The 12,843-nt window shown below is 35.3% G+C and carries 17 protein-coding genes; 15 read left to right on the top strand and 2 right to left on the bottom strand.

What is annotated here, in order from left to right:
- Positions 1–69 precede the first annotated feature (69 nt).
- The 10 genes from H0184_RS18465 (at position 70) to H0184_RS18510 (ending at position 6,357) form a co-directional block, all read left to right on the top strand.
- Entirely contained in the window at positions 70–276 is a 207-nt protein-coding gene (locus H0184_RS18465) for a hypothetical protein (protein ID WP_221827503.1), read from the top strand.
- A 386-nt stretch (positions 277–662) separates the two neighbouring features.
- Positions 663–836, top strand: a complete 174-nt coding sequence (locus H0184_RS18470) for an RNA polymerase sigma factor (RefSeq protein WP_221827504.1) — start codon at positions 663–665, stop codon at positions 834–836.
- A 208-nt stretch (positions 837–1,044) separates the two neighbouring features.
- Entirely contained in the window at positions 1,045–1,740 is a 696-nt protein-coding gene (locus H0184_RS18475; protein WP_260631664.1) for a MerR family transcriptional regulator, read from the top strand.
- Positions 1,741–1,972: 232 nt separating this feature from the next.
- On the top strand, positions 1,973–3,082 hold the full coding sequence (locus H0184_RS18480) for an FtsZ/tubulin family protein (RefSeq protein WP_221827505.1): 1,110 nt from the start codon (positions 1,973–1,975) through the stop codon (positions 3,080–3,082).
- A gap of 130 nt (positions 3,083–3,212) precedes the next feature.
- Positions 3,213–3,644 carry a DUF192 domain-containing protein gene (locus H0184_RS18485; RefSeq protein WP_221827506.1) on the top strand — a complete coding sequence of 144 codons (432 nt, stop codon included), beginning with the start codon at positions 3,213–3,215 and terminating at the stop codon, positions 3,642–3,644.
- A 150-nt stretch (positions 3,645–3,794) separates the two neighbouring features.
- Positions 3,795–4,004, top strand: coding sequence for a hypothetical protein (locus tag H0184_RS18490; RefSeq protein WP_221827507.1), 210 nt, complete (start codon positions 3,795–3,797; stop codon positions 4,002–4,004).
- A gap of 160 nt (positions 4,005–4,164) precedes the next feature.
- Positions 4,165–4,365, top strand: coding sequence for a helix-turn-helix transcriptional regulator (locus tag H0184_RS18495; RefSeq protein ID WP_221827508.1), 201 nt, complete (start codon positions 4,165–4,167; stop codon positions 4,363–4,365).
- Positions 4,366–4,743, top strand: a complete 378-nt coding sequence (locus H0184_RS18500; RefSeq protein WP_221827509.1) for a hypothetical protein — start codon at positions 4,366–4,368, stop codon at positions 4,741–4,743. It begins immediately after the preceding gene.
- 233 nt (positions 4,744–4,976) lie between these two features.
- Positions 4,977–5,756, top strand: coding sequence for an alpha/beta fold hydrolase (locus H0184_RS18505; RefSeq protein WP_221827510.1), 780 nt, complete (start codon positions 4,977–4,979; stop codon positions 5,754–5,756).
- A gap of 151 nt (positions 5,757–5,907) precedes the next feature.
- On the top strand, positions 5,908–6,357 hold the full coding sequence (locus H0184_RS18510; RefSeq protein WP_221827511.1) for a DUF1569 domain-containing protein: 450 nt from the start codon (positions 5,908–5,910) through the stop codon (positions 6,355–6,357).
- 150 nt (positions 6,358–6,507) lie between these two features.
- Here H0184_RS18510 and H0184_RS18515 read toward each other — a convergent pair whose 3' ends face one another.
- Entirely contained in the window at positions 6,508–7,401 is an 894-nt protein-coding gene (locus tag H0184_RS18515) for a CPBP family intramembrane glutamic endopeptidase (RefSeq protein ID WP_221827512.1), read from the bottom strand.
- Positions 7,402–7,685: 284 nt separating this feature from the next.
- Between H0184_RS18515 and H0184_RS18520 the strand changes: the two genes are divergently transcribed.
- The 5 genes from H0184_RS18520 to H0184_RS18540 all read left to right on the top strand — a co-directional run bounded on the left by H0184_RS18520 (position 7,686) and on the right by H0184_RS18540 (position 11,913).
- Positions 7,686–8,576: a glycine-rich domain-containing protein gene (locus tag H0184_RS18520; RefSeq protein WP_221827513.1), complete on the top strand. Its 891-nt coding sequence runs from the start codon at positions 7,686–7,688 to the stop codon at positions 8,574–8,576.
- A gap of 204 nt (positions 8,577–8,780) precedes the next feature.
- Entirely contained in the window at positions 8,781–8,903 is a 123-nt protein-coding gene (locus tag H0184_RS28030; protein WP_313771798.1) for a hypothetical protein, read from the top strand.
- A 242-nt stretch (positions 8,904–9,145) separates the two neighbouring features.
- Positions 9,146–10,276, top strand: a complete 1,131-nt coding sequence (dnaN, locus tag H0184_RS18530) for a DNA polymerase III subunit beta (protein WP_221827514.1) — start codon at positions 9,146–9,148, stop codon at positions 10,274–10,276.
- A 369-nt stretch (positions 10,277–10,645) separates the two neighbouring features.
- A complete protein-coding gene (locus H0184_RS18535; RefSeq protein WP_221827515.1) occupies positions 10,646–11,101 on the top strand; it encodes a GNAT family N-acetyltransferase in 456 nt (151 codons plus the stop codon).
- Between the two features lie 299 nt (positions 11,102–11,400).
- A complete protein-coding gene (locus H0184_RS18540; protein WP_396953605.1) occupies positions 11,401–11,913 on the top strand; it encodes a sugar O-acetyltransferase in 513 nt (170 codons plus the stop codon).
- A 217-nt stretch (positions 11,914–12,130) separates the two neighbouring features.
- On the opposite strand, the gene H0184_RS18545 is transcribed toward H0184_RS18540, so the two are convergent.
- Complete coding sequence (locus tag H0184_RS18545; protein WP_221827517.1) at positions 12,131–12,715, bottom strand: hypothetical protein; 585 nt, start codon at positions 12,713–12,715, stop codon at positions 12,131–12,133.
- Positions 12,716–12,843: the final 128 nt, after the last annotated feature.

Raw genomic sequence — 12,843 nt, forward strand, 5'->3', positions numbered from 1 at the left:
ATCTACCAGATTCCAGTGTATATAAAGTGTTGAAGAACCAAAAAGTTTCGTAAAAGAGTATCCAACTTTATGGGTGAACTTGAAAATAAATATGGTAGAAAAGAACTTAATATTCTTCTGTCGGGACATCGATGTACCACAGGTTGTATGGGGGCTTATTTCGAAGGAATTCCAATGGATGGTAATATTTTAAAATTCTCATCTGATACTGGGGATTATAAAATATTTAATTTCAACACTTATATAAAAAAACATTTGCAAATTCTTTATCAATGAAATTTTCTTTGACAACGTAATAATTAATAATACCTAGTTGAATTAAATCCTCGAAATCTACATTTATTCCTATTTCTTCTTTTATTTCTCTTACTCCATCAATAACGTTTTCATCAGCTAATAAATGTCCAGCAGACTATGAGAAATTATATACTTGAACTAATGGGGGTTTTACTTTAAAAACAGGTTGTTGCGGAAAATACCTTTGATGACTTTACACTTCAAGCAGAAGAAGTTTCAGGCATTGTACGGGCCAAATTTACTGATTTTGCTCAACTTTGGTTTGGTGAAAGAAATGAAATTGAAATCATTCGTTTTTGTAGTTGTAAAAGGAGATGAAGAAATGAGTAAGCCCACCAATGAAGAAATAACCAGATTGTCTAACGATGTATATCAAAAATCTTTGCTCGATGGGGGATAATCCAGAAGATGCAAAAGAAATTGTCCAAGAATCCCTATATCGTGGTTTTCTACATATCGATGGTATTCATTCTAAGGCATTTAAATCCTGGCTTTACAAGGTTGCCATCGAAAAAGTTTCGTATATCTTGTCCAATTAATCGGTGTTTGAATTAAAAACAATATAGGATCAGATTCAAATAAAATAGATATGGATTCCTTACGAAGAAATATAAGAGTAACGGTGAAAAAAAATATGAGAAAACACTTGAACCTAACGTTACGTCAGGTTGTATAGTAAACATGCCGGCAAAATCAATCGTATGAAATGAGGGGATATTCATTAATAGAATTTGGAAAATAGGGGAATTGGCCAAACAAACTGGACTAACGGTCCGTACTCTCCACCACTATGACCAGATTGGATTATTTTCTTCATCTGAGGTTACGGAATCGGGACATAGAATTTATACAGAAGAGGATATTGAGAAGTTACAACAAATCCTATCACTCAAACAATTGGGTTTTTCTTTAGAAGAAATTAAAGAGACGATTGAAAATCCCCAATTTAATCCAATGGAAGTAATAAAAATCCAGTTAGAAACTGTGAAGAAACAAATGGAAGTACAAGAACAGTTATACAAAAGGCTAGAAGGAGTGTATCAGCTGCTAACAACTCAACAGGAGGTTCTAGCGGAACAATTTATTAAATTAATTGAGGTGATTAATATGAGTGAACAATATTTTACAAAAGAACAATTAGAGAAATTGAAAAATCAAACAGACAAATTTAGCTTAGAAGAAAAAAGGAAAATAGAAAATGGGTGGATTGACTTAATTGCAGCCATCCGTTTGGAATTAGAGAAAAATTCACCGCCTGAAGCCCCTGCAGTCGTACAATTAGCTAAACGTTGGCAGGAACTAATCAATACGTTTACTAGTGGTGACGCTGAGATTGTTAAGGCAGCTGAACGTTACCATGCAGAAAATCCAAACAATCCAATCCAATTTGGGGTAGATGAAAAGCTATATAAGTACATTAGTAAGGCTATGATACACATTTAATTCATTATGCTATAACCAAGAAGGGCGTGAGGATATCAATATTCTCACGTTTTTTTACTTGCATATTCCAGTCACAGCCACACGATAAGGTCAGAGACCGATTTTGGTCATAATCTTCCCTTTTAAATAGTAAAAATGGTATAAGGATTGTTTTTTCCAACTCCATGATTTGGTGAAAAATTCTTCTAATTTGTACAACTTAGATCATTAGCTTACTAAGGAGGCGTGTTTCGTGAAATCAATTGGAATCTTAGGCGTCGGTCAAGCAGGTGGAAATATAGCAGAAATTGCATCAGCCTTGAATTTTCCAACAGCTCTCATTAATACAAATCAACGTGATGGTGTTGTAAATACGAGGGTAGAAAAAAAGTTTTTTGTTCCAGGATACAATGGGGCCGGTCAGGATCGTTCTTTAGGATTACGTGCCCTTCAAGAAAACTATAAGGAGATTATTGATTTTGTTAACAGCTCCTTTAAAAACATCAAAATTCTATTAGTGGCTTTTTCAACGGATGGCGGCACGGGGTCTGGGATGAGTCCAATGTTGATTGATCTGTTAATTGACCAGCTGCCAGGCGTTAAGGTTGGGGCGATCGCGGTTATTCCTGAACGAAATGTATTGGCGGGAAATCGCATCAATACCGCGGAGTGCATCGAAGAACTTTCCAATATAGAAGGCATTTCTTCTGTCTTCCTCGTCGACAATGACCAAATGCGAAAACTGAAACCGCAATCTAGTAAACACGAAATTTATCTATCTGCTAATCTTCAAGCCGTGGAGGCCATTAACCATCTACTGAAAATAACCAAGAAAAGCTCCTTCTTTGGCAATTTTGACGAGACAGACTTAATGAATATCCTTGGATCTAGAGGGGTAACGATTATTTCTTCCGCTCCGATAACGGAAGCGAAAAATACCTCAGAGGTTTCAAAGAAAGTCCAGGTTTCATGGGAGAACTCGATATTCTGTCCTGTTGAATCACAAGGGGTCATTCGGGCTGGACTGATTTATGAGGGACCAGAGAACATCTCAAAGCTGATTAACGTACCATCAATCTTTGAGAGAGTAGGGGAACCGCTGCAATTATTCGAAGGAACCTATATTTCAGAATCAGATCCAACGGTCACAACCATCCTGGCTGGATTATCGTTCCCAACACGCCGGATGCTCTCTGTAGAGGAATCCATAGAAAAGAATAAAGAACGATTACAAAACCTAGTAAAGAAAGAAAATACCCAAAATTACGAGTCAGGAATTCGTTGGGCATCTAACTTAAAATTAATCAAACAGGAAAGAAAGCCAGTATCCATTACTTCCAAACTAAATAAATATCAAAAGTAAATAAATGGTAATAAAAAGGAAACACATGTGGAAGTACCAATCCGATGTGTTTCTTTTTGTATACTCTAATAAACAGGAGTTATTCTTGTTTTTCCTTATTATTGAAAGGAAAAAATGGAGAGTGAGTTAGTTGAAACCTAGATTTAATTTAATCGGTTTTCTATTTCGTCAAAAGAAAGCAGGTAGACTTCAAACTAAAAAGATTAAAGTAATCAGTGGAAATAGAAGCATAAAATTAACCGTCCAAGTAGCAGATACTCCAAAGAAAAGAGAAAAAGGCTTGATGTTTGTTGAAAAACTACCAGAAAACGAAGGGATGTTATTTGTGTACCCGGTAAAAACATATGGTGGTTTTTGGATGAAAAATACCTTCATTCCCTTATCGATTGCGTTTCTTAATCTAGATGGGAAAATTCAAAGAATATTAGATATGGAGCCTTGTTACGAGGATGAATGTCCAACTTATGATCCGGAACTATCTTATTACTATGCCCTCGAAGTCAATCTTGGCTGGTTTGAAAAGAACCAAATCAAAGAAGGGGATAGTGTGCAATTTTATTAACCATCTTTTTTGGGTCTTAACACAGATAATCCTATGAATACATCATTGACAGCTCATGTTATAATGAGTAGCTTAGAATAATTACTACTTCTAGTTAACGGATGCCAAGAAAAGCCTCCGAATAGCAATCAAATATGGAGGTGTAAGAGAATGCATAAACGATGGACGATTGATAAAATTAAAGCATTTGTTGAGAACAATTCGGAAAGTAAGTTGTTAACGACGGAATATCATGGTTTCTCTCAAAATTTATTATTTACATGTAAATGTGGTAACAACTTTGAAAAAACATTTACGAAATTTAAAAATAATAATCAACGTAAATGTGACGTGTGTCAACCGCCAAAAGTGTCACGATAATCCAAAGTGAAAAAACGTAGTGCCAATTTCTAATTGAGAAGTTGGCACTATTTTTATTTTAAAGGGTAAAGTCAAATTCGATGTAAAGCGAACTTGACTTTTAAAACGGATGTAAAGTAAACTTGACGTAAAGTTAACTGTACATTAAGTGGGTGGACTAATGAAGAATAGGATAAAAGAGTTACGTGCTAAAAATGATTTAACCCAAGATCAGCTGGCTGAACAGTTAGAAGTATCACGACAAACCATTATTTCACTAGAAAGAGAACGCTATAATCCATCGATTATTTTAGCGTTTAAGCTAGCTAAAATCTTTAATTGCCAAATTGAAGATATCTTTATTTATGAGGGGGAGAAGTAAATGAGGAAAAATAAATTAATCTTTCTGTTTTTGGGTGTCATTATGTTTTTGAATGCCATAGTTGTTAATTGGGCGTATATTTCAATTGGCAAATTTCCAGAAGGGTTAATGCTAATTGCCATAGCCATTATGAGCTTTTCTTTAGCCTACTTATCGGATCATTTTGCTGCAAAAGATGAACGTGCACAAAAAATAAGAGAACGTGGAATTTACATGAGTTATTTTTGGATGTTAGGAATAATTTCTGTCTCATTAATATTTGTTAACCCATATTTAAATATAATAAATATATCAGCCTATCATCTATTAACCACGCTTTTATCGCTTTATATAACAGTAGTATTTTTAAATATGGTTTATTACGCAAGAAAATATTAACAGGGTACCATGGGGACGGTTCCTGCGGATTTTCCTATATATGGAAATAAATCCTTGGAGACGATTCTCATGGTAAAGCTGCAAACAGGTCAAATTGTTGAATTAATACAGGAAATTTAATAGATGGTGAAGTCTTTATGGCATTTAATGTATTTATTGGCAGTATGTTTATTAACATGGATGTGGATGTGTAGAAGTAAAATTCATACATTTTCGAGAAAAAGGAGATTTATATGAAAACAACCCAGTCAAAAGACGGTACAACTTTAGCGTACGATGTCTACGGTAATGGTCCGGCGCTTATTTACATAACGGGAGCGAGCTGCCACCGCTCATTTAAGCCAATAGTGCAAGATGCCAAAATATTTGCCAATGAATTTACTGTTTTCAATTACGACCGCCGTGGACGAGGAGATAGTGGCAACACACTTCCTTATACGATTGAACGTGAAATCGAAGATATCGAAGCCATGATTGATTCAGCAGGCGGAACGGCGTTTTTATATGGTCATTCTTCGGGTGCCGTGCTAGCACTTGAGGCTGCGCTTCGACTTGGAAGCAAAGTTCAAAAAGTAATGATGTACGATGCGCCATATGTGCATGACGAGGAAAGAAAGTTCGAATACAATCAATTAAGCCAAAAAATACACAAACTTCTCGATAACGGTAAAAATGGAGAGGCAATGAGCTGCTTTTTAAAAGGTATTGGGATGCCAAAAGTATTTGTTTTGCTATTGCCCCTATTTCCCGGCTGGAAAACTATGAAAGCACTAGCTCCAACCCTTGCCTATGATATTGTTCTTACTCAGGACTTGCCTCCCATTGAACGAGCTACTCAAATTTCCGTACCAACGCAAATTATCGTTGGCGAAAAAAGTCCATCCTCAATACATGATGTCGGCCGTCAACTAACGAAGGCAATTCCCAACGCAAAGTTTGTACAACTTACTGGCCAAGACCACATGGTTAAAGCAAAAACCCTGCTGCCGCTGCTTTCGGGTTTTTTCAAGTAATAATGCCCCTCTTTTGGAAGCTTCTATGAATTATATAGTCCCGGTAATAAAACCTGGCTGGATCATTTTTAGGATCAGTCTAATACATAATTTAAGTGAATGATTACATTCATTCTTAATGTAAAGCAAATTTGTAAAGAGAGGTGTACAAATGAAAAATATTTTTAATCAATTGCATTCAGAGGAAATTTTAAACCGTATTGACAAATTAAATCCAAATGCAAAACCGCACTGGGGTAAAATGGATGTTGCCCAAATGCTGGCACATTGCTCATCCTTTCAAGACATTGCCATGGGAAATTCTTTTCCTGCGAGAGATTGGTTAGGAAGATTAATAGGAAACTTTGTGAAACCAATCTTTTATAACGACAAGCCATTAGCCAAAAATATGTCTACAATTCCGACGATTTTGATTGTTGCTGAAAAAGAATTTGAAAAAGAGAAGAATAAATTGAAACAAAAAATTATTACTTTCCAAAATAATGGTCCAGAGAAGTGTAAGATTCAGCCACATCCTTTTTTCGGTAAACTTAGTAGCGAACAATGGGGAAAAGGAATTTACAAGCACCTTGATCATCATTTAAAACAGTTTGGCGCTTAGTTAGTCATTAGAAATTCATCAAATTGGAAGTGGCAGGAATTGAAAATCAATACCCTGGACATAGGAAAAAGCCATCAGAACCGTCCCTGCGGTATACGAAAAAAGATGCCAGTTACCTTCAATAATTTAGTAAGGTGCCTGGCATCTTTTTTAATGTCTGGTAAATTTGTATTTCCTTAAAGAAATAAATAAGAAAATTCCAAGAGAAACAATGGTCCACATAAGTGAAATGGCCGGATCGATATTTTTGACCACAAATAAGGAGGGAATGTTCCCTAAGGCAGAGTCATCCATCGTGATGAACCACCCTAACAGCATATTATTTGCCGCGTGCGCTCCAATTGACAATTCGGCACTGTTCGTTTTGACACTGATATAACACCAAATGAAACCTGTTAATAAGTAATCCGCGCCAACCAAAATGGGTGAATACCCCATCTCAGGATTGGCGAAATGAAGCGCGCCAAAAATGAATCCTACTATAAGAGATAAAAGAAATGGAATGCGTATCCACTTGCCGAAAAACTGTAAGAGGTATCCTCTGAAAAATAATTCCTCACAGGTTGTCTGAAGAGGAGTCAATAGCAATACGAGTACGAATAATAACAAAAACTCAGAGATCTTGATATCGTTCAAAAAGTAATCCCCAGGGTTTAACAGAAAATCGATGATAGAGGTAAGCCCCAAGATACAAAAAAAAGTAATAAATCCAAAGCCTAATCTCTTCCAATCTATTTTTCTATTGGGCGTAATGAGCGATATCAATTTGCGTTTATGAATAAAACGAATCGCAATAATAATGCCCAAAAGCCAAAATATAAATTGTGAATTCATCAAAGCAAAATAAAGTAACGGGTTAATTCCCACATAATCTTCATTTTCAAAATCATAATATGTATTTGGGTTTTCATCGGTATTAACGACCCAGTCACTTATGATGAGATAAGGCAGCGCTCCAAAAATGATAAACACAATAATTACAATAAATGAAGATAAATATCGTTTCCAGCTATTCTTGCCTTCTATAACTTTAATAAAATCCATTTCAAATACACCAACATTCTATTAGTTTTTGAGAAAAATACATACAAATTATTACACCATTGGTTAGAATAGTCAATTGACCGAGTTACTACCGGTTTGTATTTTAAATGAAAAAAAAATATGGAACTTTCCACAATGAAAATCGTAATAATAATGTGAGATTGATTTATTGTAGAGAGTTTACTAGTACCGGATTCCACTTTTTTTCTTTATTAATAAAAGCAGTTGTTTTATTTTTCGATTAAGAGCTATTAAAAGGTATGCTATTAGGAAGGGGTAATTCGATGGCATGGTTAGTCCTGTTTGCAGTTGTGATTTGGTTTATTTTATTTTTAAGTAAAAAACTCTCATTTAGTTTTGGTTTAACTCCAAAATCAGTCGAGATCAAACCACTAAAGGGGTTGAAAAAACTATGTGATAACCTTGAACATTCCCTTAGTGAAAGTTATATGAAAAACGTAGAAGAAAGGGTCAATAAAGAAATCAAGTTAAAGGAGAATGAGTACAAGTGGCGCCTGCTAGATTTAAAACGCTACTTTATTTTGACTTCTCTTTTAAAAGAGTCTCCCATGTTTAGCGAAAAAGTCGATGAACTATGGCATCAGATGCTCATGTTTACCCGTGAGTATGGTGATTTTTCTAAAAAATATTTAGGTAGTTTTCTTCATCACAGTCCAAATGTAAAAGAGTTGTCTGATCCTGATTTGCGAGGTTTTTTTGATTGGGTCTATTCGGAGCTTTTTATCATCAGAAAAGAGAATATCCATCTTTATAAGGGGTTCTTTAGGTACCCTGTACATCCAAAGATTATTGATGAATTTAGAAGTTTACCAGAAAACCAACTTATAGATTTATATTTTAAAAGTGATTCCAAATATATGTCTACTGTACTCACGCTGATCTCTTCCATGAAAAAAACAGCGAATGGTGTGAAGGATTATGATAAAGGCGTCGTACAAGACAAAATGAAAAAAAGTAAAGATCGGAAAGATTACAATGCAATGCTCGTTCCTTTTTTATCTGTTTCTTATTTTCATTATGAAGAATTTTCGAGTTACATGAAAATAAGCAGCACCTCTTCATCAAGTTGTACAAGTTGCGGATCGGGAAGCTCATGTAATTCTACCTCGTCCTGCAGCAGCTCCTGCTCAAGCTGTGGCGGGGGTGGAGATTAAAAACGTGTAAAACCGTGGGGTCGGCTCTTCTGGTCCTTCCCCATCCATTTTTATTCTTTTTATTTAGATTGTGGGAAAAACATCTCTGTAGGTAAGAATGTTTTCATTAATAAAGGATGTCATTTTCAGGACCAGGGCGGAGTGGAATAAATAGTGTTTGTTTTTGTATATAATGTTTGAAACTAGAGTGAAGGAGAGGATGTTGTGAGCGAAATCGATAAACGAAATAGATTGAGTGAAGAGCCATTCTCGTATCAATCAACGAAAAATGGGAGTGTTGTAATCTATTACAATGGTAAACAAATTAAAATGATAAAGGATTGTTAGGCTGAACGGCTTATCGCAAGAATTCGAGAAGTTGAAGATAATATAACAGAAGTCCAGTTATTGTTAGCTAAAATAACAGGAAACTTTAAACGTGGTAACGAGAACATTAGTAAAAATAAAAAAAGATAAACTAATTTTTGAACTTTATTAAGTAACCTGGCAGTGTTGATTAAGATAACAGGAATTATTAGGTATTTTGTCGAATTAGTTCACTAACGATAATAATGAGGTGGACTTTTTTTATGGAATTTATTATTGATCATGAATGTTTTACCAAGGCAATTTCAGATGTTAATAGAGCAGCATCTTTAAAAACACCTTTTCCTATTTTGTCAGGAATTAAGATCATTGCTAATCATAATTGCTTAATCCTGATCGGCAGCAACTCTGATATTGTTATTGAAAAAGTAATTCCTTTAACGAGTGAAGGAGTTACCATATTGGAAGTTTATGAGACAGGTAGTGTTGTTATTTCCGCTAAATATTTATATGAAATTGTTAAGAAATTACCAGCTAAAGTACATTTAAGAGTAAATGAAAAACAATTTGTTACCATTCAATCCGATGAAATTGTAACGAACCTGTACGGTTTTCATTCTGAAGAGTACCCAAATCTTCCACAAATTGATGAAGCTCATTTCACTAAAATCTCCAGTATTGAATTAATTGAAATAATTAAACAAACTACTTTTGCGGTCTCAAAGAGTGAGTCTAGGCCTGTTTTAACAGGCGTAAATATGTCCTTTAAAGAAAACCGCCTTACGTGTGTTTCCACTAATTCCCAGCGCCTAGCGTTAAGAGAACTCGCATTAGAATCAAGTATCAATGGTTCTTTCATTGTTCCAAGTACAAGCTTAAATGAGCTTTCCAAATTACTAAATAATGATAGTGGCTTCATACATATATTTGTAACAGACAGCTATATGGTATTTAAAACAAATAGTATCTCACTTTTTTCAAGGTTAATTGAAGGGAATTATCCTAACATTACGGGATTATTGCCGACTAATCCGAAGACCATCATTACGGTCGATACCAATCAACTATTAATGGGGATTGATCGGGCTTGTCTTTTTGCAAGTGAATGGAAACATAACAATGTACATTTAGAAATCAATAATAATGGCACAAGGTTAAAAATTTCCTCTAACTCATCCGAAATAGGTAGAATTGAAGAAACACAACAGATTAAAACGATTAAAGGTGAAACTGATTTACGCATTTCACTTGATGGGAATTTTTTAATAGATGCCTTAAAAGTAATTAAAGAAGAAGAAATACGTTTAAGTTTTGGAGGGGCTATGAGGCCAGTATTAATTGAACCGATTGATCATTCTTCGTATCTTCATCTTATTTCACCAGTGCGTTCTTAGTAAATAATGATTAAATTGAATTAACGGGGCAAGAGTTTAGATGAGAGCTTTGATTTAGGCAACCTTTTTGTTCAATTAACAATACAGGTAGTGTGGTTACAAAAATGGTTCATGTGACCAAAACAGGTGGAGGATAAAGGGAAAGTAGTCACAAGAAAGGGTCATGTGTCCAAAACAGGTGAAGGGTATAGGAAAAGTGGTTACAAGAATGGTTCGTGTGACCAAAACAGGTGGAGGATAAAGGAAAAGTGGTTACAAGAATGGTTCGTGTGACCAAAACAGGTGGAGGATAAAGGTAAAGTGGTCACAAGATGGTTCGTGTGACCAAGAGCATTGCTATTTTATAAAAGTTACTAAGGGAGAAAATCAATGATTAAATTAGTATTAATGAATTCGGTTGAATATCAAAAATATATTTCTACAGCAATTAAAACCTATGCGGAAGAAAAAGTGTTAGCAGGAAATTGGAATGAGGAAGAATCTGTTTGTAAAGCGCAAGAGGAATACGGAAGGCTATTGCCAAACGGTGAGAAAACTGAGAATAATTTCTTATACAGTATTGTAAATGAAGACAAGGCCATTGGAGTTATCTGGCTTGCTCGGTTATCTGAAAAAAAGGGATATATTTATGATATTGCTATTGAACAAGAGTACCAAGGATTTGGATATGGCAAGGAAGCCATGAAGCAAATAGAGGATGTTGGGCAGAAACTTGGAATGAATAATATAGGTCTGCACGTATTTGGTCATAACAAAGTAGCAAGAGGATTATATGAAAAATTAGGGTATCAAACTACAAATGTTTTGATGGAAAAAGAAATTTAATACTTTCTGTTGTTCAACCGAAGGGGTAGTCTAAATATCTTTGTGTCCTGTATAGAAGGAACATTTATTGCTTGACCTAGAGTTAACTCTAGGAATTAATATTACTTTGTAAGAGAAAGATAGGTATAGATTAAAGGATAGGATAACTGATTGATTCATATACCCAATAAGTCATGAGCTTGTGGTTGAAGAGGTAATACAGTCATTTTGAAAGGATGATAAGGTTGGACATACATGATTTTTTAGCACATTTGAACCGTGGTGAAACTGTTGAAGGGAGCTCGGAATTACACAAATTGATGCACGATTTATCACAGGAAGCATTAAAGATTACGGCTGAACTGAATGGACAGTACCATTCTCCAGAAAAAGTCAGGGAATTGTTTGCCGCGCTAATTGGAAAGCCAGTAGATTCTACATTCGCGCTGTTTCCTCCATTTTATTCAGACTGCGGGAAAAACATCAATGTGGGAAGGAATGTCTTTATTAATTCAGGTTGTCGTTTTCAGGACCAGGGCGGTATTACAATTGGTGATGGTGTTCTGATTGGGCACAATGTGGTGTTGGCTACTCTTAATCACGATATTAATCCGAGAAAACGCAGCACCTTGTATCCTGCTCCTATTGTGATAGGAGCAAATGTCTGGATTGGCGCAAATGCTACCGTAGTACCTGGTGTAACGATTGGTGACGGAGCCATCATTGCGGCAGGGGCCGTTGTTACTAAGGATGTACCAGCGAATGTAATTGTAGGTGGTGTACCTGCTAAAATCATAAAAACGATTGAAAGTAATCAGTGCGAAACGGAATAATATGTGTTTTACTTTTCTAAAGTCTGTTGACGAGAAAATGTAACCAAAAGTGGAAAGTCAAAGATCATCGGATCAAACCCTTATGGGTGCCTGGAAAACATCAAAGGCACAATTAGCTCAGTCTACTAGTTGTGCTTTTTTGCACGTAAAAATTCCTGTTGCCCCTAAGAGAACTTTCTACGGTGACTCTACTGCAATATCTAACTGTTTGTAATAGTTATCTACAATTGGATGCATATCTGGGCATTTTCCTATTAATGATAGATTCTCCACCAGCAATGAGTTGTTTGGTTTCTACGTCATATACTGAGCATCTTCCTTTAAATTCTTTGTCTGTGTCTTTGAATGAGTAGAAAAAGTATACTTGGCGATTTGGACTGATGGCTTGATTATATTTCATTTGTATATCTGGGTAGGAGGTCAGCATTCCATTACCATCCCAAGTTATATAATAAAATTTTTCTACCTCATGAAACAGCATCTTTTTTCTGAAATTTACGGATGCATCGGGCATGTCTTTAAAAAGAGCACTATCCATGTTTCCAAGTTTGTTCTTATGTTTCTTGTAAAAAGCATAATGCTTATTGTAATATTCCTGATGCACAGGATAACTCCTACGCCTTAATGCCTCATAAAATTGATCGATCGTTTCAGTAAATACCTTTTCTTTATTTTCAGGGTATATGTATGTTCTTTCTTTTACTACAGATTCCTTAGCTGATAGTGGATTATCTTCAGCCAAAGACGGCAGTCCAGTCCCCATTAACAAAGCAAAGATACAGCACAATACTTTGTGTTTCATGTTATTAGCTCCCCAGTTGTATTTTATTTACCAAAATAATGAAGGATATTATATGTATTTTGACCTAATTGCTTAAATTTATGAAGTTTACATATGGCAGATTGTGAATCATGGGGCAGCAGTGGATC

Origin of the sequence: Neobacillus niacini, from assembly GCF_019749295.1 — a bacterium.
Classification (GTDB): domain Bacteria; phylum Bacillota; class Bacilli; order Bacillales; family Cytobacillaceae; genus Neobacillus; species Neobacillus niacini_D.

Coding starts and splice junctions, on each gene's coding strand:
- H0184_RS18465 (WP_221827503.1), top strand. CDS start 70: ATGGGTGAACTTGAAAATAAATATGGTAGAAAAGAACTTAATATTCTT.
- H0184_RS18470 (WP_221827504.1), top strand. CDS start 663: ATGTATATCAAAAATCTTTGCTCGATGGGGGATAATCCAGAAGATGCA.
- H0184_RS18490 (WP_221827507.1), top strand. CDS start 3,795: ATGCATAAACGATGGACGATTGATAAAATTAAAGCATTTGTTGAGAAC.
- H0184_RS18495 (WP_221827508.1), top strand. CDS start 4,165: ATGAAGAATAGGATAAAAGAGTTACGTGCTAAAAATGATTTAACCCAA.
- H0184_RS18500 (WP_221827509.1), top strand. CDS start 4,366: ATGAGGAAAAATAAATTAATCTTTCTGTTTTTGGGTGTCATTATGTTT.
- H0184_RS18505 (WP_221827510.1), top strand. CDS start 4,977: ATGAAAACAACCCAGTCAAAAGACGGTACAACTTTAGCGTACGATGTC.
- H0184_RS18510 (WP_221827511.1), top strand. CDS start 5,908: ATGAAAAATATTTTTAATCAATTGCATTCAGAGGAAATTTTAAACCGT.
- H0184_RS18515 (WP_221827512.1), bottom strand. CDS start 7,401: ATGGATTTTATTAAAGTTATAGAAGGCAAGAATAGCTGGAAACGATAT.
- H0184_RS18520 (WP_221827513.1), top strand. CDS start 7,686: ATGGCATGGTTAGTCCTGTTTGCAGTTGTGATTTGGTTTATTTTATTT.
- dnaN (WP_221827514.1), top strand. CDS start 9,146: ATGGAATTTATTATTGATCATGAATGTTTTACCAAGGCAATTTCAGAT.
- H0184_RS18535 (WP_221827515.1), top strand. CDS start 10,646: ATGATTAAATTAGTATTAATGAATTCGGTTGAATATCAAAAATATATT.
- H0184_RS18540 (WP_396953605.1), top strand. CDS start 11,401: ATGCACGATTTATCACAGGAAGCATTAAAGATTACGGCTGAACTGAAT.
- H0184_RS18545 (WP_221827517.1), bottom strand. CDS start 12,715: ATGAAACACAAAGTATTGTGCTGTATCTTTGCTTTGTTAATGGGGACT.